The sequence below is a fragment of the Chryseobacterium indologenes genome (assembly GCA_016025055.1).
In the GTDB taxonomy this organism is placed as follows: domain Bacteria; phylum Bacteroidota; class Bacteroidia; order Flavobacteriales; family Weeksellaceae; genus Chryseobacterium; species Chryseobacterium indologenes.
In genome coordinates this window covers 649,462-668,184 of sequence record CP065590.1, presented here as the reverse complement: position 1 = coordinate 668,184, position 18,723 = coordinate 649,462, and the positions used below count along the sequence as shown (strand labels likewise).

At 36.1% G+C, this 18,723-nt stretch carries 16 protein-coding genes, 1 other RNA gene and 4 pseudogenes; 10 read left to right on the top strand and 11 right to left on the bottom strand.

From position 1 onward, the window contains the following. Positions 1–66: 66 nt before the first annotated feature. The 4 genes from H3Z85_03065 to H3Z85_03050 all read right to left on the bottom strand — a co-directional run bounded on the left by H3Z85_03065 (position 67) and on the right by H3Z85_03050 (position 3,565). A complete protein-coding gene (locus H3Z85_03065) occupies positions 67–798 on the bottom strand; it encodes a class I SAM-dependent methyltransferase (protein ID QPQ52479.1) in 732 nt (243 codons plus the stop codon). Positions 799–861: 63 nt separating this feature from the next. Further along, positions 862–1,062: a YqaE/Pmp3 family membrane protein gene (locus tag H3Z85_03060; GenBank protein ID QPQ52478.1), complete on the bottom strand. Its 201-nt coding sequence runs from the start codon at positions 1,060–1,062 to the stop codon at positions 862–864. 28 nt (positions 1,063–1,090) lie between these two features. Beyond that, complete coding sequence (locus tag H3Z85_03055) at positions 1,091–1,474, bottom strand: tetratricopeptide repeat protein (protein QPQ52477.1); 384 nt, start codon at positions 1,472–1,474, stop codon at positions 1,091–1,093. A gap of 69 nt (positions 1,475–1,543) precedes the next feature. Next, a complete protein-coding gene (locus tag H3Z85_03050) occupies positions 1,544–3,565 on the bottom strand; it encodes a M3 family metallopeptidase (protein ID QPQ52476.1) in 2,022 nt (673 codons plus the stop codon). 212 nt (positions 3,566–3,777) lie between these two features. Here H3Z85_03050 and H3Z85_03045 point away from each other — a divergent pair, with 212 nt between their 5' ends. From H3Z85_03045 to rpsP, 4 genes and pseudogenes are all read left to right on the top strand, one after another. Beyond that, positions 3,778–4,302: an SRPBCC family protein gene (locus H3Z85_03045; protein ID QPQ52475.1), complete on the top strand. Its 525-nt coding sequence runs from the start codon at positions 3,778–3,780 to the stop codon at positions 4,300–4,302. A gap of 213 nt (positions 4,303–4,515) precedes the next feature. After that, a pseudogene (locus H3Z85_03040) lies at positions 4,516–4,964 on the top strand (hypothetical protein). Positions 4,965–5,104: 140 nt separating this feature from the next. Then, a pseudogene (locus H3Z85_03035) lies at positions 5,105–5,613 on the top strand (nitroreductase). Between the two features lie 183 nt (positions 5,614–5,796). Beyond that, on the top strand, positions 5,797–6,063 hold the full coding sequence (gene rpsP / locus H3Z85_03030) for a 30S ribosomal protein S16 (GenBank protein ID QPQ52474.1): 267 nt from the start codon (positions 5,797–5,799) through the stop codon (positions 6,061–6,063). Here rpsP and H3Z85_03025 read toward each other — a convergent pair. Then, positions 6,011–6,352: a hypothetical protein gene (locus H3Z85_03025; GenBank protein QPQ52473.1), complete on the bottom strand. Its 342-nt coding sequence runs from the start codon at positions 6,350–6,352 to the stop codon at positions 6,011–6,013. The genes rpsP and H3Z85_03025 overlap by 53 nt on opposite strands. Before the next feature lie 24 nt (positions 6,353–6,376). Between H3Z85_03025 and rimM the strand changes: the two genes are divergently transcribed. Further along, positions 6,377–6,919 (top strand): 16S rRNA processing protein RimM, encoded by a 543-nt coding sequence (gene rimM / locus H3Z85_03020; GenBank protein QPQ52472.1) that lies wholly within the window; start codon positions 6,377–6,379, stop codon positions 6,917–6,919. Between the two features lie 48 nt (positions 6,920–6,967). On the opposite strand, the gene H3Z85_03015 is transcribed toward rimM, so the two are convergent. Together H3Z85_03015 and H3Z85_03010 are read right to left on the bottom strand one after the other, a co-directional pair. Beyond that, positions 6,968–7,882 carry a helix-turn-helix transcriptional regulator gene (locus H3Z85_03015; protein ID QPQ52471.1) on the bottom strand — a complete coding sequence of 305 codons (915 nt, stop codon included), beginning with the start codon at positions 7,880–7,882 and terminating at the stop codon, positions 6,968–6,970. A gap of 101 nt (positions 7,883–7,983) precedes the next feature. Then, on the bottom strand, positions 7,984–8,823 hold the full coding sequence (locus tag H3Z85_03010) for an SDR family NAD(P)-dependent oxidoreductase (GenBank protein ID QPQ52470.1): 840 nt from the start codon (positions 8,821–8,823) through the stop codon (positions 7,984–7,986). Between the two features lie 386 nt (positions 8,824–9,209). On the opposite strand from H3Z85_03010, the gene H3Z85_03005 reads away from it, so the two are divergent. From H3Z85_03005 to rpoN, 4 genes and pseudogenes are all read left to right on the top strand, one after another. Continuing rightward, positions 9,210–10,391 carry a hypothetical protein gene (locus H3Z85_03005; protein ID QPQ52469.1) on the top strand — a complete coding sequence of 394 codons (1,182 nt, stop codon included), beginning with the start codon at positions 9,210–9,212 and terminating at the stop codon, positions 10,389–10,391. A gap of 173 nt (positions 10,392–10,564) precedes the next feature. Further along, entirely contained in the window at positions 10,565–10,867 is a 303-nt protein-coding gene (locus H3Z85_03000; GenBank protein ID QPQ52468.1) for an AraC family transcriptional regulator, read from the top strand. A gap of 744 nt (positions 10,868–11,611) precedes the next feature. Further along, on the top strand, positions 11,612–13,060 hold the full coding sequence (gene asnS / locus H3Z85_02995) for an asparagine--tRNA ligase (protein ID QPQ52467.1): 1,449 nt from the start codon (positions 11,612–11,614) through the stop codon (positions 13,058–13,060). Positions 13,061–13,219: 159 nt separating this feature from the next. Next, positions 13,220–14,682 (top strand): annotated as a pseudogene (gene rpoN / locus H3Z85_02990) (RNA polymerase factor sigma-54). Positions 14,683–14,752: 70 nt separating this feature from the next. On the opposite strand, the gene H3Z85_02985 reads toward rpoN, so the two are convergent. From H3Z85_02985 to H3Z85_02975, 3 genes and pseudogenes are all read right to left on the bottom strand, one after another. Continuing rightward, the gene (locus H3Z85_02985) at positions 14,753–16,378 is read right to left on the bottom strand and encodes an AMP-binding protein (GenBank protein QPQ52466.1); all 1,626 of its coding nucleotides are present in this window, start codon (positions 16,376–16,378) and stop codon (positions 14,753–14,755) included. Between the two features lie 59 nt (positions 16,379–16,437). Continuing rightward, positions 16,438–17,112, bottom strand: a complete 675-nt coding sequence (locus tag H3Z85_02980) for a beta-carotene 15,15'-monooxygenase (GenBank protein ID QPQ52465.1) — start codon at positions 17,110–17,112, stop codon at positions 16,438–16,440. Next, positions 17,105–17,597: pseudogene (locus H3Z85_02975) on the bottom strand (sigma-70 family RNA polymerase sigma factor). The gene H3Z85_02980 and the pseudogene H3Z85_02975 overlap by 8 nt, the downstream one beginning before the upstream one ends. Before the next feature lie 185 nt (positions 17,598–17,782). On the opposite strand from H3Z85_02975, the gene rnpB reads away from it, so the two are divergent. Then, positions 17,783–18,106: RNase P RNA component class A (rnpB, locus tag H3Z85_02970), an RNA gene on the top strand. A gap of 57 nt (positions 18,107–18,163) precedes the next feature. Here rnpB and H3Z85_02965 read toward each other — a convergent pair. Further along, a complete protein-coding gene (locus tag H3Z85_02965) occupies positions 18,164–18,688 on the bottom strand; it encodes a hypothetical protein (GenBank protein QPQ52464.1) in 525 nt (174 codons plus the stop codon). Positions 18,689–18,723: the final 35 nt, after the last annotated feature.

Below are 18,723 nucleotides of genomic sequence, written 5' to 3'. Positions count from 1 at the left end.
ATCTTCTTCCGGAAGGTAGACTCCCATGTGACGAATGCGATTAATCCTAATATTACTAATATTTGTTTACTTTTCTACAGCTATTAACAACATCATAGGACGGCGGAGCTCCTCTTTCATTTCAGGGATTTCTTTCAGCATGCTTTCGCCAGGCTGAGGTTCAATGATTTCCTTAAGCCTGAAACCACATTGTAACAGACTATTCAGGTAGGAGGTCAGGGTCCTGTGATATTTGGTCACATTCTCACCTAAAAATGTCGTATTTCTCTTTCCTTCTATAAAATAACGGTCGACCGGCCAATAGATTTTCTGCCCATCTTTATCATATGCCCAGTCCTGTCCACCTTCTGCAGTGAAGACCGGATGTTCCACTGAAAACACAAAATATCCTCCGGGTTTTAACCATCCATGAATACTTTTGGCGATGGGGTCAAATGATTCCACATAATGCAATGTTAATGAGCTGAGAACAATATCAAATGTGCTTTCAGGATAAGAGACATCTTCCAGAGCTTTTCGTTCGTATTGAATGCCCTTCAGATTATTGATTTCCTGAGCTTTGGCCAGCATCTTTTCAGAGAGGTCAATTCCGGTAACGGATTCGGCACCGTTTTCAATGGCATAGCGGCAATGCCAGCCAAATCCACATCCGAGATCAAGAACTTTTTTAGCTTTAAAATCAGGGAGCATTCCTTTTAAAGTCTGCCATTCTCCGGCACCTTCCAGCCCCAATTGAGAACGGAGCATTTTTTCATATTGATCGAAAAGTGACGGGGTATCGTATTTATTTTCTTTCATAGGATCAGTCGTTAGGTGAGATAAAAAAATCCTTTACCCGGGTAAAGGATTTCAAAATATAAATTATTTTTCGTTTTCACGCATTGCTTTGATCAAACGGTCAGTTCTTTTGTCTGCTCTGGCATTATTTAAAGATAATACAGCCCAGATCGCGGCAGGAAGCCATCCGATTACAGTGATTTGTAAAATCAGACAGATAATTCCCGTAATAATTTTCCCACGAACCATAAAGGAAAGGAAGGGAAGTAAAATAGCTAATAACATGGCGTAAGGTTTTAATTGATAATAGATTTTAATGAGACTGAGGATCAAAATAGGCTTTAAACGTAAGCGGATCCTCGGTTTTATCCTCAACTTCTTCAAGGTATTCCAGATACTCTTCCTGATGTTTTTCCATATAAATCAGTACCACTGCAAGATTGACAAATAAGTTTTTGTCATTCGAACCCAGATGTAACGCTTTTTTTAAATAGAATAACGCTTTTTCATTTTCCCCCATATCAGAGTAAATCGCACCAATATTGATTAATGCTGAAGTATTTTCAGGCTCAACCAGCAAAATTTCATCCAGTTCCTTAACCAGTAAATCATTTAATGTATCCCAATGGTCTTCATTTTCCCATCTTTTAGCCTGGAGTTTTTTTACGTTTTCTAATCTTGATGTTATACTACTCATTTTTACAATTACAGAATTGATTCTTACCGTTTATATGTTATATGATGAAAATTTAGTATTCTATTTTTGTTAGCTGCCAAACGCTCTTTTCAACAGGCTTTCCACTTTCGGCTCGCTTCCTCTGAAATTTTTGTACAACTCCATCGGATCTTTTGTTCCTCCTGACGAAAGAAGAACTTTATATTTTGCCGCAATTTCAGGATTGAAAATTCCGTTTTCTTTAAAATACTGGAAAGCATCTGCATCCAATACTTCCGCCCATTTGTAAGAATAATATCCTGCAGAATATCCACCCTGGAAGATATGCGAGAAACTCGGGCTCATAGCGGTTTCAGCATTCAAAGGATAAAGTGTGGTGGCTTTGGTATACTTGTCTTCAAAGTCTTTGATGCTTTCTTTTTCAAGTTCTTCGACTTTTGTATGATAACTCATATCCAGGATTCCGAATCCGAGTTGTCTTAATGTCTGGTAGCCTTCCATAAAGTTTTTAGACTGCTCGATTTTTTCTATTTTTTCATCCGGCAGCACTTCTCCGGTTTTATAATGTTTAGCAAACGTTTTTAAGAATTCCGGTTCATAACAGAAGTTCTCAAGAAACTGTGACGGTAATTCCACAAAATCCCACTTTACGGAAGTTCCGGAAAGACTAGGATATTGTGTATTGGCCATCATCCCGTGAAGCGCATGTCCAAACTCGTGGAAAAGGGTAGTCACTTCCTGGAAGGTCAGTAAACTAGGAGTATCTTTTGTAGGTTTGCTGAAATTACAAACGATAGAGATATGCGGACGGGAATTTTCTCCATTCTGTATAAATTGATTTTTGTAGCTCGTCATCCATGCCCCGGCTCTTTTCCCTTTTCTCGGGAAATAATCAACATATAACAATGACTTGTACTCACCGTTTTCTTTTACTTCATATACTTTTACATCTTCATGGTATTTTGGTATGTCATTTCTTTCTTCAAATGTTAATCCGAAAAGTTTACCAGCCAGTCCGAAAACAGCATCCTGAACCTGGTTCAAAGGAAAATAAGGCTTCAGTTCTTCATCATTAAGGTCGTATTTTTGTTTGCGCAGCTTCTCTGCATAGAAAGCATGGTCATAACTTTGCATGTCATCAATACCATCAGCTTTTGCCAACGATTTTAATTCTTCAATTTCTTTATCAGCATAAGGTTTTGCTTTCGTTAAAAGCTCATGTAAGAAATCAAAAACTTTCACCGGAGATTTGGCCATTCTTTCTTCAAGAACATAGTCAGCATAATCAGTATATCCTAAAAGCTGAGCTTTCTGCTGTTTTAAATGAAGAAGTTCTTTGATCAGATTTTGGTTGTCGAATTCACCACCGTCAAAAGATTTTTTACCATTTGCTAAGGCCAGCTCTTTTCTTAATTCACGGTTTTCAGCATAAGTCATGAAAGGAATATAACTTGGATATTGAAGGGTAACTACCCATCCCTCCAGGTTTCTTTCTTTGGCTTCTTCAGCAAACTGATCACTAATGGCTTCCGGAATACCTGCCAATTGCCCTTTGTCAGTAATATGCTTAAAATACGCATTGGTAGAAGCCAGTACATTTTGACCAAACTGTAGCGATTTTACAGAAAGATCCATGCTGATATTTTTTAATTTTTCCTTGTCTTCTTCATTTAATAACGCACCGCTTCTTACAAAGCCTTTGTAGGTCTCATTCAAAAGCATTTCCTGCTCTTCATTAAGGTCGTATTTTTCTTTTTCGTCGTATACTTTTTTAATTTTATTGAAAAGGGCTTCGTTTTGAGATATTTTTGAAGAATATTCTGTCAGAATCGGAGAAACTTCCTGGGCAATTTGCTGAATTTCATCACTGGTCTCTGCCGAATTTAAATTGAAAAAAATATTGGAAACCACATCCAGTTGTTCTCCTGAATAAGCTAATGCCTCAATAACGTTTTCAAATGTTGGCGGTTCAGGATTGTTAACAATAGCATCAATTTCTTCTTCTGATCTCTGAATCAATTCCTTAAAGGCAGGAAGATAATCTTCATTTTTAATTTGGCTGAAAGGAGCCGAATGATATGGTGTGTTAAATTTTTCTGTTAAAATATTCATTTTTCGATTTTTATTAAAGGTAAATTTAATGATTCACAGGGGAATCTGGGCTTGAAAACTCAAAAATAATGCCTTAATGTACAGGTATGACAAAAATACACTATCTTTAATTTATCTTGTCATAGGAGAAGTTGGAGTGGAGGGAGAATATTTAATTTTGAACAAAAATGTAAACGATTACACAAGAAAATTAAACCTTAAATAATAATACTATGAAAACACTCTTAAAAATTATCGGCATTATCATTTTGCTGATTATCGTATACGCGATCTTTGCTATGCTGGCTTTCAGTAAAAATTATCATTTTGAAAAATCTGTAGTCATTAATGCACCTAAAGAAAAGGTATGGCAGCACGCAGGTTCTTTAAAAGCCTATAATACCTGGGACCCTTTTTCGAAAGAAATAAAAAATATTACCATTACATACTCAGGAGAAGGCAGTAAAATGGGTGATTCTTATCATTGGAAAGGTGATGACAGTGAAGGTGAACAATCAATTACTGAAATTGTACCTAATGAAAAGATGGTGACAAAACTTCATTTTATTAAACCCTTTGAAGGTGACGCGGTGAGCAATATAATTTTAACTCCGGAAGGAAACGGAACAAAGGTAACATGGATGATCGACAATGAGTTGAATACCATGATGAAAATGATGAAGCCAATGATGGATAATAATATGGATAAAATGTTCGGACAGGGGCTGGCAGATCTTAAGAAACTTGCAGAGAAGTAGAATCTCAGAAAGGTCCTCACATATTCAATAGAGCATTTAAAAAAAATTATATTGAAGCTGTTTTCTGGTTGAAGACAGCTTTTTTAGTAATAAAAGTCACTGTTGCTAAGTTTTTCTTTTTTTTTGACGATAAATGATTAATAATTTTTATGATGGAATGAAAATGGATATTATTATTCTAAAAATATTATCTTTATATAAAGAATCGATTGTATGGAGAAGATTGTATTTGAAAAAAGTGATATCAGAGACTTTGTGACAATGACTATCGCAGAGAAAATAGAGAAGCTTAAAAATTTTATCGAATTTACTCTTGAAGCCAGCCGTGACATCAAGAAAACTCCGAAGTATGACAGCATGAGGGAAGAAATGCAGGAGGAGATCTATCAGATGCAGCGACAGCTGGGAGCTTTGAACGATCTTAAAAGAAATATGGCAAAAGTACTGAATACCTCTACGGAAAGAGTACAGCTTGGTTCGCTGGTGATTACCAATAAAGCCCGGTTTTATATTTCTGTATCCCTGGGAGAGTTCTTTTTGAAGGAGACAGGTTTTATGCCATATCTTCGGAAAGTCCGATGGCCAAAAAAATGATGGGAATGAAATCTGGGGATGAATTTACGTTAAACAAGATCCATCAGAAGATTGTGGAAGTATTATAAGTGAATGATAATTTTTTTTTTCACAGGTTATTAATCATAAATCTGATCAATAGAGCTTCAAATGTATTTGAAGTTTTTTCTTTTATGGAATACTTGTTTTAAATACAACAGATTGAATTCCATGTTGTAAATTTGCAGGTATGAATAAAGCACCCATTTTAAAAGAAATCATAGAGCAGAGAAGAAGTATTTTTCCAAAAGATTATGCTGATGCAGAAATATCTCAGGAAATTTTGGAAGAAATTCTACACTCTGCCACATTCGCTCCTAATCATAAACGGACTAAGCCTTGGCGCTTCAAAATATTCAAAGGAGAAGAAAAAGCTCAGCTTGCCTCAGAAATGCAGGCTATTTATAAAGCAACCCAGCCTGAACAGCTTTTCCTGGAAAAAAATATAATGATATCGGTTTTAAAATCAATAAAGCTGACGTAGTCGTTTCTATCGTTGTTAACTTCAGCGGTATGGTTCCTGATTGGGAAGAAATAGCAGCTACTTCCATGGCCGTGCAGAACATGTATCTGACTTGTACAGCAAACAATATCGGCTGTTACTGGAGTTCCCCAACAATTGTCAACCACTTGAAAGATTCTCTCACTATCGAAGAAAACCAAAAATGTTTGGGGCTGTTCTATATGGGGACAGTATAGCATGTTTCTATGTAAGCAATGTGAAAATTTTCCAATATATCAATGGTTTAAACAGGTGCAAAATATTGTTATACCGTTAGATTAATAAATTGTTATATTTATTAATTGTTCAATTAGAATTTTTATGTATCTTTGCACTCTTAAATATTTAACTGGGACGAGTTCCCGTAAAATTCAAACATTATGTCAGTAAAAATCAGATTACAAAGACACGGTAAAAAAGGTAAACCTTTTTTCCACATCGTGGTTGCAGATTCAAGAGCTAGAAGAGATGGTAGATTCATCGAAAAACTAGGAACTTACAACCCAATTACTAATCCAGCAACTATCGAGTTGAACGTTGATTCTGCTGTACAGTGGTTAAACAACGGTGCTCAGCCTACTGATACTGCTAGAGCTATTTTATCTTACAAAGGTGCTCTTTACAAAAACACTTACAAGGTGGTGTAGCTAAAGGTGCTTTTGATGAAGCTGAAGCTGAGAAAAGATTCAACGCTTGGGTAGAAGCTAAAGATGCTAAAGTACAAGGTAAAGTAGAAGGTTTAGCTACTGCTAAAGCTGATGCTAAGAAAGCTGCTTTCGAAGCTGAAGTAAAAGTAAACGAAGCTAGAGTAGCTGCTGCTGCACAAGCTGAGGCTGATGCTAAAGCTGCTGAAGAAGCTGCAAACGCACCTGCTGAAGAAGTTGTTGCTGAAGCTACAGAAGGAGAAGCTCCTGCTGCTGAAACTGAAGAAAACACTGAAGCTTAAGAACAAACTCTGTTATGCGTAAAGAAGATTGCTATTTTTTAGGTAAAATCACACGCAGACACGGACTTGCGGGCAACGTGATCCTTAAATTGGATACCGATCAACCCGAGCTTTACAATAAATTGGAATCAATATTCGTTGAAATCAACGGATTATTGGTTCCATTTTTTATTGAAAAATCATCATGGAGCAAATTAGATGCTCTGAATCTTGCATTCAAAAACTCTTCTGAAGCAATGGTAGATCAGGTTTTAGGTAAAAGTGTTTACCTGCCGCTTACTACATTGCCTACACTTTCAGGAAAACAATTCTACTATCACGAGATCATCGGATTTGAAATTTTTGACCAAAATGATAATAACTGTGGAGTCATAAGATCTGTAAACGATCAGACAGCACAGGTATATTTCATTACCAATCTGGATGGAAAAGAAGTGGTAATTCCTATGATTAAAGACTGGATTCTTGAAGTAAACAGAGAAGAAAGATTCATTAAAATGGAACTTCCTGAAGGGCTTATCGATGTTTTTCTGATCCCTTCCAAGAAAGACGAATAATTGCAGTGAAACAATAATCCTCATCGTCATTTACTTTTTATTATATCACTAATTAAATAATTTTCTGAATTCTCCCGGAGACTGGTTGGTTTTCTGCTTAAACAGTTTACTGAAAGATTGCGGATGCTCAAATCCCAGCTCATAAGCAATTTCACTTACAGATAAACTGGTGGTGCTCAAACGTTCTTTTGCACAATCAATTAACTTATTTTGAATATGCTGCTGTGTATTTTGCCGGGTATGCAGGCGGAGCAAGGTCCCAAGATAGTTGGGTGAGATATTCATCTGCTCAGCAATGCTTTTTACGGATGGGATACCATTTTCAAGAAGGTTTCCGTTATCAAAGTACCGGGAAAGAATATCTTCAAATTTATATAACAGCTCATGACTCGATTTTTTCCTGGTGAAAAATTGTCTCTCATAAAAACGGTCAGAATAAATCAGTAATAATTCAATCTGACTAATGATCAGTTCCTGTGTAAATCTATCGTTGTTGGTCTGGTATTCACGTTCAATATTTTTAAAAATATCAACAAGAATTTTTTCTTCTTTATCAGAAAGAAAAAGAGCCTCTTTTACCTGATAACTGAAGAAGTCATAAGATTTAATTTTCCTCGTTAATGAAGTATTCCATAGAAAATCAGGGTGAATCAGCAATAAAAACCCGGTAGGTTCTACTTCAACATCCGGATTGATTTCAAGACTTAAATATTGTTGAGGTGAAACAAAGCACAATACTCCTGAATCAAAATCATATTGTTGATGTCCGTAATTGAACTTGGGACTGACGTTCTTTTTCAGGCCGATGGAGTAAAAGTTCTGTATCCACTTCAATTCATGATCATCCACTACATACCGCACTTTGCTGTAATCTATAATGCTGATCAACGGATGCTCAGGATTGGGCAGACTACAAAAAGCATGAAAATCTGAAATAGAATTAAAACGGACGGGCTGTTTCATATTAGCTAAGGTAGGGGTTTTGTAAATAATATATAATGCACTGACTTAAAAAGCCTTTAGCTCCCCATACGTGAGCGAAGCTAAAGGATGATATGATCAGACTAAATCGCTGTAGAAACCGTAAGACTTTCCCATTTCTCTGCATCTTTCTTTAAAATATCAATTTTGTTATTCAGAAATTCCACTGTTCCTACCCCTAATAATAAATGGACAGGCGGATTTTTTTCTTTACTAATCCGGATCAGGACATCTGCTGCTTTTTCAGGATCATTAGGTTGATTACCATTGATTTCATTGAGGTGAGCCTGTTCCGAATTTCTTGCTGCTTCATAGGCCTGTATTGGGTTGGCTGGTGTTTTTACCGAATCTTTCGTTAAAAAATCTGTGCGGAAATACCCCGGATAAACAACCGTAGCATGAATTCCGAAGTCTTTTACTTCTTCAGCGAGTGCTTCCGTAAATCCGGCTACAGCGAATTTTGTAGAACAATAGATTCCCCAGCCTGGAAAATTAGCAGAATACCCTCCAACAGAAGAAATGTTGAAAATATTTCCTGATTTTTGTTCACGAAGATAAGGCATTGCATTCCTGATCACATTCAGCGTTCCGAAAACATTCACGGCATAATTTTCTCTTGCTTCTTCATCGGTAAGCTCTTCAAGAGTTCCGATCTGCCCGTAGCCTGCATTGTTCACAACCACGTCAATTCGTCCGAAATGTTCCACTGTTTTCGTTATAGCAGATTTAATATCGTTATTATCTGTAATGTTTACACCGAGAGGAAGAAAGTTTTCTGAAGTTTCTCCGAAAGCGGAAAACAGGGAATCAACGGAACGACTTGTTGCGGCCACCCGAAATCCTTCCGACAGTAATTTTTTAACCAATTCAAATCCTAAGCCTTTTGAAGCTCCTGTCACGAACCATACTTTTTTTGTTTCCATTTTTAAATATTTTTTTGTTTAAATGATGGGACAAAGATGGAAACTTACGACAGAGAAAATGTAGCCGGATCGGTGAATGATGTATCCAAATCGTGAATGATGATTATACAGAAAAATCTCAATCAATATTCACCTTTATCAAAGTGTTCAGGAAACGTTTTTTATCAAAGGATTTAATTCTTTTTCCGTAGAAACAGACTGGTTTTTCATTCTGGATTAAAATTGTTTATGATTTTAAAACGCAGCCTGACCGGATTAGGCTGCCTTTGTTGTAACTTATACCAAATAATAATACTTTTGTAAGATACCCTGGAAATTGATGAGAATAAAATATCTGATCCTGTTACTCATTCTCAGTAACATATTAAATGCACAAACCACAAGTGTTGAAAAGAACATTTCAGAAAAAAAGTACCTATGGCGAATTGGAAAACAATTTCTATAAAGGTAAATCAGGTGATGACAAAATCAGAAAAAATAATGCTGAACTGTATCTGAAAAAAGCTAAAGCTGAGAACAATGTTGATCAGATTGCTGAGGCATATGTACTTTTACATTTTGATAAACCTTTACCGGTTGCTTTAAAATATCTTGACAGTCTACAAAAGATTACAAAAAACTCTCAACAAATTTATAATCCTGCCAGAACTTACTTGTTGAGGGCCAATTTATACTGGAAGTTCAATGATCTTCATGCTGCGCTGGATAATTATCTGCTGGGGCTGAAATATGCACAGGAAAAAGATGATAAAAGACAGATTGCCCTGGCTCATATCGGAATTGCTAATCTGAACAATTATATCGGAAAACACGCCGAAACCGCTAAAACCTTAAGGAATTATTTGTATAATGCTGAATATATGAGCGATGAGGAGCGCGATGGCCTTAAGCTCAATCTTGCGGGCGCTTATATAGAGATTAATAAAATGGATTCGGCTCATATACTGATCCAAGAGGGTTTGCAGGCTTCCAAAAAAAATAATGATATGTACCGCTATTATCAAAACTTAGGATTATTAGGGTATTATCATTTGCAGTCAAAAAAATATCAAAATGCAATTGATGATTTGTTGCAATGCGAAAAATTTTTCTTTACACCCGGTAATGAAAGTCAACGAAATGAAAATTACACACTTTTGAATCTAGGAAGATCCTATGCAGGACTTCAACAAAAAGACAACGCGATCGCATGTTTTAAGAAAATTGATTCTATAGTCCTTAAGACAGATTATATATATCCTGAGCTCAGAGAAGTTTATACCTATCTGATTAATCATTATAAGGAAATAAGAGATCAGGAAAAACAGCTGTACTATGTTGAACGTTTTTTTAAAATTGACCATATTCTCAATACGCAGTTCCGGTACATATCGCGGGAACTCCCGGGAAGATATGATGTGCTGACCTTACAACAGGAAAAAGAAACGATTACGAATGGACTTGAAAAAAGGAAGAAACTCTTTTATATTGTCATAAGCCTTTTATTGATTTCCCATCTCCTGTTTATCAACTTTTATTTTAAGTATAAAAAAACAGAAAAAAATATAAAAAAATTGCTCAGGATCTGATCCAGTCTGTAAATGAGAAAAAAATAAAGACGGATGACGAATCAAAGAATGAAATAGATTCAGATTCTTTTCTCACCGATAATGCTGAAGATAAAACGAGCAGAACAATTTCTGAAGACATTGCCCAGACTATTTTGCAGGAGCTTGGAACCTTTGAAACAAAAGAACAGTTTTTGAGTAAAGGAATTACATTAGGTGTTCTTGCTAAAAAAATAAAAACCAACTCCAGATATTTATCAGAAATCATCAATACCTACAAAGGAAAAAATTTCGCTACCTATCTGAATGATTTAAGAATTGATTATGCCATCAGCAGATTGGCTACCGACAGAAAATTTCGCTCTTATAAAGTTCCTTTTATTGCCGAAGAATTAGGGTACAATAATGAACAGGCCTTCACAATGGCATTCAAAAAAAGAACCGGAACACCACTTTCCGTCTATTTGAAAGAAATAGAAGAAATGAAAGTGGATTAATATTTAATTGTTTCGTTATCAATATTTTATCATCTATAAATTCATGTTTTTAGGTATATAAATTTATGAATTTATGGACTATTTGCTTGTGTCGTTACACTTCTTCATGCATCTTTGTTCCAGGTAAAAACACACAACATTTGGAACTTGGATGTGCACAGTCTGAATTTCAAAATTAAAATTGCTGATCAGCAAAAAAACAATCAGGTTTGAATGACCGGAAAAAATTAATCGAAAAAAAACATTAAAAAAGAAAAAAGAAAAAAGAAAGTGAACAGGTAAACATTAAAAATTTGGTACGTAGAAAATAATCATTTGAAAATTATTAAAGTAATTAAAACAGAAGTCCGTTCGATCTGCTTTCAACAAAAACCATGAGAATCAACCACGTTGTTATAGATCGGATTATTGACCGGAAAAGTATCACCTCAAAAAAAACTAATAACCATTTCGATACAAAGGATAAAAACTAAAAACCATGAAAACTCAGAATATAATGTATTCTTTATAAAATAGTGATATTCGTTCAGGTTAATGCGAATTTTATTGAAATTCAGGATCATATTCAGATAAATTTAAATCTTTAGAGTGGTCAGGTAATAACCATAAAAAATATAGTTTTCCTGAATTGAAAGTTTTAATGCTTGTTAAATGATTTTTAAAGGCAGCGCAATCATTAAGTTGCGCTGTTTTTTTGTAACTTTGCAGACATTAATTTTTATATAAAAAATTTATCATCAACAAATGAAAAAGCAAACGATCAAAGAAATCCTGAAGGATTACAAGAAAGTATTACATCATGACATTACAGTTTACGGATGGGTAAGATCATTCCGTGCGAATCGCTTTATTGCGCTTAATGATGGTTCTACGATTAATAATTTGCAGATAGTTGTTGATTTCGAAAATTTTGATGAAGAGATCATCAAAAAAATTAGTACGGCTTCTTCTCTTAAAGTAGTAGGTGAAGTGGTAGAAAGCCAGGGAGCAGGACAATCTGTGGAAATTATCGCTAAAAAAATTATCATTTTAGGAGATAACTTTACTGAAGAACTTCAAAGTACAATTCTTCAGCCTAAGAAACACAGCTTGGAGAAACTTCGTGAGCAGGCCCACCTGAGATTCAGAACCAACCTTTTTGGAGCTGTTTTCAGAGTACGTCACGCAGTGAGTTTTGCCGTTCATTCATTCTTCAACAAAAACCAGTTCTTCTATATCAATACGCCTGTAATTACCGGAGCTGATGCAGAAGGAGCAGGAGAAATGTTTGGGGTGACGAACTTTGACCTGAACAATATGCCAAAAACTGAAGAGGGCGAAATTGATTTTTCACAGGATTTCTTCGGAAAAAAAACCAACCTTACCGTTTCAGGACAGCTTGAAGGAGAAACTGCAGCTATGGGATTAGGAAGAATCTATACATTCGGCCCTACTTTCCGTGCTGAAAACTCTAACACAACAAGACACCTTGCAGAATTCTGGATGATTGAACCGGAAGTAGCGTTCAACAACCTTGAAGACAATATTGACCTTGCAGAAGATTTCCTGAAGTATGTGATTCAATATGTTCTGGACAACTGTAAAGATGATCTTGAATTCCTTGATAAGCGCTTCGAAGAAGAGCAGAAGTCAAAACCTGAAAAAGAAAGAGCAAAAGAAGGCCTTATCGAGAAACTTCAGAATGTAGTGGCTAAACGTTTCAAGCGTGTAAGTTATACGGAAGCAATCGAGATCTTATTGAACTCTAAGGAAAACAAAAAAGGAAAATTTGCATACCCTGTTGAAAAATGGGGAACAGACCTTCAGTCTGAGCATGAAAGATATCTTGTTGAGAAACATTTTGAGAGCCCAGTAGTATTATTTGACTATCCGAAAGAAATCAAAGCTTTCTATATGAAGTTAAATGATGACAATAAAACAGTGGCAGCAATGGATGTTCTTTTCCCGGGAATTGGTGAAATTATCGGAGGATCGGAAAGAGAAGCGAGACTGGATGTTTTAAAACAGAAGATGGCAGATATGCATGTAGATGAGCACGAGCTTTGGTGGTACCTTGATACCCGTAAGTTTGGTTCTGTGCCGCATGCAGGCTTCGGTTTGGGATTGGAAAGACTTGTTCTTTTCGTAACGGGAATGACAAATATCAGAGATGTGATTCCTTTCCCTAGAACGCCGAAAAGTGCTGAATTCTAGAACAATAAAAAAAGCCTTAATGAAAAATTAAGGCTTTTTTTATTGTTTAATAGTTTATTATGTTGAAAGTTGTAATGCAAAAATCATGCTAATTGTATCTTTTATCAAATAAATTTATTAAATTCGTAGAATATGTTATGTTAAAACGCAAACACGAATATGCTTAAACAACACTTACAACTCAAATTAGGACAGAAGCTGGCTCCTCAGCAGATCCAGTTGATGAAGCTGATTCAGCTTCATACTCTTGAATTTGAAGAGGAGTTGGAGAGAGAGTTAGAAGAAAACCCTGCTTTGGAAATTGTAAAAGAAGATTCTAAAGAAGATGAATATTCTTCTTTGGAAGATGCTTATCAGGATGAGGGTACAGAAAGCATTGAAACAGACTTCGACGTTAATGAATATCTTTATGACGACGAACCTAGCTATAAAACCGCATCCAGCAATTACTCCCCTGATGATGAAGAGTTTGATAATGAAAGCCTGCTGACGGAAGGCCAGTCTTTATATGATTATCTGCTGGAGCAGATCCATTTGGTGAATATCAGTGAAGAAGACCTGAAAATTGCAGAATACCTTATCGGCAATCTGGATACTGACGGATATTTGAGAAGGGAAATTAAATCTATCGTTGATGATCTTGCTTTCTCACAAGGAATTTATACTACCAGAGAAAGGGTAGAGGATATTCTAGAAAATTACATTCAGAAACTGGATCCACCGGGTGTCGGTGCAAGAGGATTGCAGGAATGTTTATTATTACAGATTGAGAAGAAGGTCAGCTCAGATAAAGCTGTTTCTTTAGCAGCCAATATTTTGAGGTATCAGTTTGATGCCCTGACTAATAAGCACTACAATAAGATCATCCAGAAATATGATATTGAAGAAGATGATCTGAAGGATGCATTGGACGAAATATCAAAACTATCTCCAAAAGTAGGGGGTAACTTTGATACCCAGACGATTACCATCAATCAGGAAATTATCCCGGATTTTGTGATTCAGGTGAAGGACGGACAGGTAATTCCGATGCTTAACAGTAAAAATGCACCGACTCTGAGAGTATCTGAGGAATACAAAGATATTTTGTCAACCTACTCACACGATAAAAACTCTTCAGAGCATAAACAAGCGGCCTTGTTTATCAAACAAAAGCTTGATGCTGCCAAATGGTATATCGATGCGATTAACCAGCGTCAGAATACATTATTACAAACCATTACCGCGATTGTAAAGTTCCAGAAAGATTATTTCATTACAGGGGACGAAAAATCTCTGAAACCAATGATCTTAAAAGATGTTGCAGATATAACGGGATTTGATATTTCTACCATCTCCAGAGTGGTAAAAGTAAATATGCCGATACCCCAAACGGTATCGTCTATCTTAAAGATCTGTTCTCTGATAGTTTAACGAATGATGACGGAGAAGAAGTTTCTACAAAAGAAATCAAAACCCACCTGCAGGAAGTAATCGATAAAGAAAACAAGAGAAAACCATTAACGGACGATGCATTGGTAGTGATTTTAAAAGAACAAGGATATAATATTGCCAGAAGAACGATCGCAAAATATCGTGAGCAGCTTAATATTCCTGTTGCAAGATTAAGGAAAGAACTATAGATAGTATCGGATAATATAAAAAGGTGAACGTTAAATGTTCACCTTTTGTTTTTAGTAAAATATAATTTAGTTATATATTTTTAGCATTTTCAAGACCCAATTCTTTCATAGAAATTTCACGCATTTCCACTTTTCTTATCTTTCCTGAGATTGTCATTGGAAACTCATCTACAAATTTCCAGTATTTCGGAACTTTATAATGGGCAATTTTTCCTTTGCAGTATTCAACCAATTCATCTTCAGTAATGGTAAATCCTTTTCTTACCTTCACCCATGCCATGACTTCCTCTCCAAATTTTTCACTGGGAATACCTATGATCTGAACATCCAGAATATGGGTATAGGTATATAAAAAATCTTCAATTTCTTTAGGGGAAATATTTTCTCCTCCGCGGATGATCAGGTCCTTAATTCTTCCTGAAATGGTAATATAGCCATCCTTATCCATTACCGCCAGATCACCTGTATGCATCCAGCGCGCGTGGTCTAATACTTTTTTTGTGTTTTCAGGGTCATTCCAGTATTTCAGCATAACGGAATATCCCCTCGTACAAAGTTCGCCATGTTCCCCGCGTTTCAGGATTCTGCCGTTTTCATCAACAATTTTTATCTCAAGGTGATCCTGTACTGTGCCTACGGTACTTACCTGTTTGGCCAATGGAGTTCCAATTAAAGTCTGGGTAGAGACGGGAGAGGTCTCCGTCATTCCGTAACAGATGCTCATTTCCTTAATATTCATCAGGCTTTCCACCTTTTTCATGATTTCTGGCGGACAAACTGAACCTGCCATCACTCCTGTTCTTAAACTTGAAAAATCATAGGTTTCAAAATCTTTTACAGCCAGTTCAGCAATAAACATAGTAGGAACACCATATAAAGATGTGCATTTTTCATCCGAGACTACCTTTAAGGTGATATCCGGATCAAAACTGTCATTCGGGATTACCATACAGGCTCCGTGAGCGGTACAGCATATATTCCCGATGACCATTCCGAAACAATGATAAAAAGGTACGGGAATGCACACCCTGTCCTTTTCCGTATAATGTAAACGTATCCCGATAAAATACCCGTTATTTAAAATATTATGATGAGAAAGTGTTACTCCTTTAGGAAAACCCGTAGTGCCTGAAGTATACTGAATATTCACAGGATCATCAAACTGTACATGTTCTTCAAAACTGTGAAGTACTTCATCAGAAATATTCTGCCCGTTATTTACAAAATCTTCCCAGGTATCATCAAAGAAAATTTCGTGCTCAAGGCTCGGGCATACTTCTTTCGCATATTCTACCATTTCTTTATAATTACTGGTTTTGAAATGTAAAGAAGAAAAGATAAAACGAACTTCAGACTGATTAAGAACATAGGTAAGTTCATGCGTACGGTAAGCGGGATTGATATTGACTAAAATCGTCCCAATCCTGGCCGTTGCATACTGTAAAAGTACCCATTCGTAACGGTTGGAAGACCATACTCCAACCCGGTCACCGGCTTTTGCACCTAAGAATATCAATGCTTTTGCAACAGCAGTTGTCTGATTATAAAATTCCTGATACGTAGCCCTGTAATCCTGATGAACACAGATTAATGCTTCCTGATGGGGGTATTTTTCAACTGTACTTTTAAGATTGGCTCCGATAGTCTGTCCTAATAATGGAACCTCGGATGCTCCATAGACATAAGATAAAGGCATAGTGTAAGATTTGGTGGAATAAAAATAATGAATATATCTTGAACTATAACCTACGTATATTAATTTTCCTGAGAATCTATTTCCTTAAGTTGCTTTAAATTTTTATCCAGTTTTTTAATAATGGTACCGTATACCAGCCTGTAATACAGCCAGATCATCGATATAGCAAGAAATGTACTCACTGTAATCCCGACAATGATAATGGTAAGGTTGGAGTTGCTAGGCTGCACATTCTGAGCGTCTAAAATATAAAATATAAAAGCTGTCAGTACGAAGGTAAAGGCAAGCAGAAGTACAATACTGATCAAAATAAAGGCATTAACTGTTCTTTTGAATTTAATGATTCTTGTAATAAGCCCCTTAAGATTTTCTTCGATCTTTATTCTCCGGTAATTCTGATAAAATTTTAATACAAAATATGCTGTAATGAGTAAGCTTAGTATTTTAATCGCCAGGTAGACATGGCCAAAATTGTTTTCAACCTCGGGCGCTTCCTGTGCTCCCAATCTTTCCAGTACCTTGCGAAAACTATCTGATTCTTCTTCCTGGAAAAAATAGAACAACCCCAGTACGGAAAAGAATAAAAATTCTACAACACTGATCCAGAAAATATACTTTACGTAATTACGCGACTTTCGATTCAACATCTGAAGAATCTCACTGTTGTCATATTTAGGCTGAACAGGTTGTTCCTGCCATGTTTTTTTAAAACTGTCTAAATCAAATTCAGGCATATTTTTCCATCTGTTCTTTAAGGGTTTTCTTTAATCTGTTCATTTTCACGCGGGCATTGACTTCAGTGATACCGAGGTTTTCTGCAATATCCTTGTAAGGCAGATCGTCAAGATACATCATGACAATGGCTCTTTCTATATTAGGAAGAGTCTTGATCACAGTATACAAAAGCGAAATTTGTTGTTGTTTCTCATCATCATCCTCCACAAAATCCTTGTGGTTGATATCAAGTTCATTCGTGGGAAGGCTTTTGCTTTTTTTTTCTAAAAAGAGTAATGGCTGTATTGAGCGCTACACGATACATCCATGTAGAAATTTTGGAATTTCCTTTAAAAGAATCATAACTTCTCCAGAGCTGTAATACGATTTCCTGAAAAAGATCCTCTTCATCTTCAAGAGAATTGGTATATAAGCGCGATACTTTAATAATCAAGCCCTGATTATCTTTAATAAGTTGCGCAAATTCTTTTTCCCTGGAATTCATAGATGTATAATCGCACGAAGATAATAATAATGTGGTAATTAGTGAAAATTATAATCGTAAAATCCTAAAAGGATAAAAACTGAGCATAAAAATGAGTTTCGAGCCGAAGATAAAAATGCTGAGATCAGATTGCTCTCAGGTGTGTGTACCTGTTTTACCATGAAATTTACGTATCTTTGCATCCGCGAGAAAATCGGCCTGTTGATTTCCCGTTTACGGGAGGTAGGAAAGTCCGGACACCATAGAGCAGCAAAGCGGATAACATCCGTCACCCGTGAGGGTAGGACAAGTGCAACAGAAAGCAGGTACAGTTCGGCTGTAGTGAAACCAGGTAAACTCTTTGCGGTGCAATGATAAGTATATCGGTTCTTTTCAGTAATGGAAATAGGGGCGGCTCGTCCTGAAAGCCGAGGGGTAATCAGCTCAAGTTTTGCAGTAATGTAAAACGTAGATAAATAACAGGCGCTTCTTCAGAAGTACAAAATCCGGCTTATAGATTTTCTCGTGATTTTATAGACTGTATTTTATATCAAAAATAAGCGGAGAATGTTCTCCGCTTTATTTTTTTAGTTTTGATATACGCTTAAAGCTATATAATCTGCATATTCTACCCATTCCACAGTGATATTGGGCATATTTTGGCCAACCTGATTAGTATAAACTGTGGAGGGATATACATTTGGATTTCCCATATTGAAATAATCCCGGATAGCACCCGTCTTATCCACAGTTCTAAATGAAAAGGCACCCCAGGCCAGATAAGGCATAATGGTAGTGAGGTAAGGATCAGTATAATTATAGCTGCCACCGGTCTGAGGAGAAGTACTTACAGACCAGTCATATATTGGTACAATCGAAGTTCCTGAAGTATCCAATGAGTAAATCTTCGTCATCAGTTTGGCAGGTATTGTAAATATTGTAGTTCCTGGAGCGGGATTGGCAGTCACAGCAGGATAGAAATTGGTTGGGTTACAGGCAGTTAATCGGCCTTCAAGCTTAAGGTCAGAATAATTATAAACAACAAAGACCTTACTTTGCGAAAAACAAATGGTTGTCACCAGTAAGAAAATGAACAGGGTTATTTTTTTCATGATAATAATTTAAAATGTGAGAGAATAAAAAAGTG

What these genes read in the sequence shown, in the direction of transcription:
- H3Z85_03055 (QPQ52477.1), bottom strand. Translation starts at nt 1,474, where the DNA reads ATGAGTAGTATAACATCAAGATTAGAAAACGTAAAAAAACTCCAGGCT.
- H3Z85_02980 (QPQ52465.1), bottom strand. Translation starts at nt 17,112, where the DNA reads ATGCCTGAATTTGATTTAGACAGTTTTAAAAAAACATGGCAGGAACAA.
- asnS (QPQ52467.1), top strand. Translation starts at nt 11,612, where the DNA reads ATGAAAAAGCAAACGATCAAAGAAATCCTGAAGGATTACAAGAAAGTA.
- H3Z85_03015 (QPQ52471.1), bottom strand. Translation starts at nt 7,882, where the DNA reads ATGAAACAGCCCGTCCGTTTTAATTCTATTTCAGATTTTCATGCTTTT.
- rpsP (QPQ52474.1), top strand. Translation starts at nt 5,797, where the DNA reads ATGTCAGTAAAAATCAGATTACAAAGACACGGTAAAAAAGGTAAACCT.
- H3Z85_03050 (QPQ52476.1), bottom strand. Translation starts at nt 3,565, where the DNA reads ATGAATATTTTAACAGAAAAATTTAACACACCATATCATTCGGCTCCT.
- H3Z85_03045 (QPQ52475.1), top strand. Translation starts at nt 3,778, where the DNA reads ATGAAAACACTCTTAAAAATTATCGGCATTATCATTTTGCTGATTATC.
- H3Z85_02985 (QPQ52466.1), bottom strand. Translation starts at nt 16,378, where the DNA reads ATGCCTTTATCTTATGTCTATGGAGCATCCGAGGTTCCATTATTAGGA.
- rimM (QPQ52472.1), top strand. Translation starts at nt 6,377, where the DNA reads ATGCGTAAAGAAGATTGCTATTTTTTAGGTAAAATCACACGCAGACAC.
- H3Z85_02965 (QPQ52464.1), bottom strand. Translation starts at nt 18,688, where the DNA reads ATGAAAAAAATAACCCTGTTCATTTTCTTACTGGTGACAACCATTTGT.
- H3Z85_03010 (QPQ52470.1), bottom strand. Translation starts at nt 8,823, where the DNA reads ATGGAAACAAAAAAAGTATGGTTCGTGACAGGAGCTTCAAAAGGCTTA.
- H3Z85_03065 (QPQ52479.1), bottom strand. Translation starts at nt 798, where the DNA reads ATGAAAGAAAATAAATACGATACCCCGTCACTTTTCGATCAATATGAA.
- H3Z85_03060 (QPQ52478.1), bottom strand. Translation starts at nt 1,062, where the DNA reads ATGTTATTAGCTATTTTACTTCCCTTCCTTTCCTTTATGGTTCGTGGG.